The organism is Paenibacillus hemerocallicola, from assembly GCF_006265175.1.
In the GTDB taxonomy this organism is placed as follows: Bacteria; Bacillota; Bacilli; order Paenibacillales; family NBRC-103111; genus Paenibacillus_AB; species Paenibacillus_AB hemerocallicola.
Genome location: NZ_VDCQ01000147.1, coordinates 1 through 1825, shown reverse-complemented (window position 1 = coordinate 1825; position 1825 = coordinate 1). Strand labels below are relative to the sequence as shown.

The 1825-nt window shown below is 53.8% G+C and carries 2 protein-coding genes; one reads left to right on the top strand and one right to left on the bottom strand.

Annotation, left to right across the window (positions count from 1 at the left end; all coding sequences use genetic code 11):
• Nucleotides 1-166: 166 nt before the first annotated feature.
• A complete protein-coding gene (locus FE784_RS40485; RefSeq protein WP_139607971.1) occupies nt 167-931 on the bottom strand; it encodes an SDR family oxidoreductase in 765 nt (254 codons plus the stop codon).
• A 214-nt stretch (nt 932-1145) separates the two neighbouring features.
• Here FE784_RS40485 and FE784_RS40480 point away from each other — a divergent pair, with 214 nt between their 5' ends.
• Nucleotides 1146-1748 (top strand): DUF2087 domain-containing protein, encoded by a 603-nt coding sequence (locus FE784_RS40480; protein WP_139607970.1) that lies wholly within the window; start codon nt 1146-1148, stop codon nt 1746-1748.
• Nucleotides 1749-1825: the final 77 nt, after the last annotated feature.

Here is a 1825-nt window from a genome sequence, read left to right as displayed (position 1 = left end):
CGCGTCGATTTCCCGCTTCGGGCCGGCAATAGTGCCGGTTTGCACTTTATTTATGACTTCCCGCTCGCCAGCGGGACCAAGCCGGTCTAAGCAGTAACAGCAAGATTCACAAATAAGCGAATTATGCTCGCTATTCGCTGGCTGGTGCAATGGCACACGCGTTAACTTACAGACGAGATCCGCCGCTGGCATCGATCAATTGACCGGTTATCCAACGGCTGTCCGATGAGGCTAGAAAAGCGGCAATATCCGCCACATCTTCAGGCTGCCCCCACCTGTTGAAGGCCGAGAGGCCGGCGGCGAATATTTGCCCATCGGGATCTTGCAGCGTTCCGGCATTCATCTCGGTATCGATAATACCCGGCAAGATGGCGTTCACCGTAATGTTGCGGCTCCCGAGCTGCTGAGCCAAGACGCAGGTGAGCGTGTTGAGCGCGCCCTTCGATACGCTGTAGCCGAGAAGATTGGGGAAGGCGATCCGGGTAACGGCCGATGAGATATTGATAATACGGCCTTCGTCTCTCAGACGCGGCAATGCTTGTTGAGTCATGAAAAGCGGGGCTTTGACATGAATATTCATAACTTCGTCGAAAGACTGCTCCGTCGTCTCTTCGATCGTTGCCGCTTGCCCGATTCCGGCGTTATTGACGAGAATATCGAATCGCTTACCGCCTGTACGCTCCTGAAGCGCTTCATCCAAAGCCGCATATAAATCGCGAATGCCGTTTAGAGAGCTTATGTCGGCACCGATCGTAAAAGCGGAACCGCCGTATTGTACAATCTTCTGAACCGCTTCCTCTGCGTCGTCTCGTCTCGTGCCATAGTGTACCGCGACTAATGCGCCATCCCGTGCCAAACCTGACGCAATGCTGCGACCGATTCCCCGGCTCGCCCCGGTTACTAAGGCGATTTTACCCTTCAGCTTGCCCATGTTCTCAGCTCCTTGTTTGGTTTTCAGGTTTAGTTATATCACAGGGCGATGTTTGGAATGTTGCTCTCTCATTCGGAGGGTATGATCGGCAAGTTATCTGGACACGCTTATGCGAAGCGGGTGTGGCGTTCAGGTTGAAGGTTGACTTTCCGCATTTAATTAGATTATTATCTAATTAGAATTTCATCGAATGTTTTAGGGAGGGATTTCCCGCATGCAGCTGGACAAAATCGTCAATTACCATAAAGCGCTCTCCGATCCGACCCGTGTCCGCATGCTTGTCCTGTTGGCCGGCGGAGAGCTGAACGGGCTGGAGCTGGCGGAGCGGCTGTGCATCTCGCCGGCTACGGTGACGCATCATGCGGCCAAGCTGCGAGAGGCGAGCCTGATCAACGAACGGCGCGACAAGAACACGATCTTCTTCTCGCTCAACCGGTATTTTATCCGGGCTTACAGTACGGTTATCGTCGATCTGATCGAGAAGAACGGCAAGGGGGAGGAGGTAGACGGGATGGAGGACACGCATGCGCGCCTGCGGCAATCGGTACTGAAAAACTTCTTTACCGCGGACGGCAGGCTGAAGCATATTCCGGCGCAGCTGAAGAAGAAGCTGATCGTGCTGGAGCATCTCGTGTCCCGGCTCGAGCCGGGGCGCCGGTATACGGAGAAGGAAATCAACGAATTTATCGGACGCGTCCACGACGATTTCGCCACGATCCGCCGGGAGTTTATTATGCATCAGTACATGTACCGCGACAATCAGATCTACGAGCTGAACCCGAAGGAATTATGGGCGAAATGGGAGACGCTGTCGTGACTTGGACAAACAAAAACCGCCTTGGAGAGCCTGAAATTGCCCCTGTCAAGTAGACATTGAAGAAGAACCGTCATGAG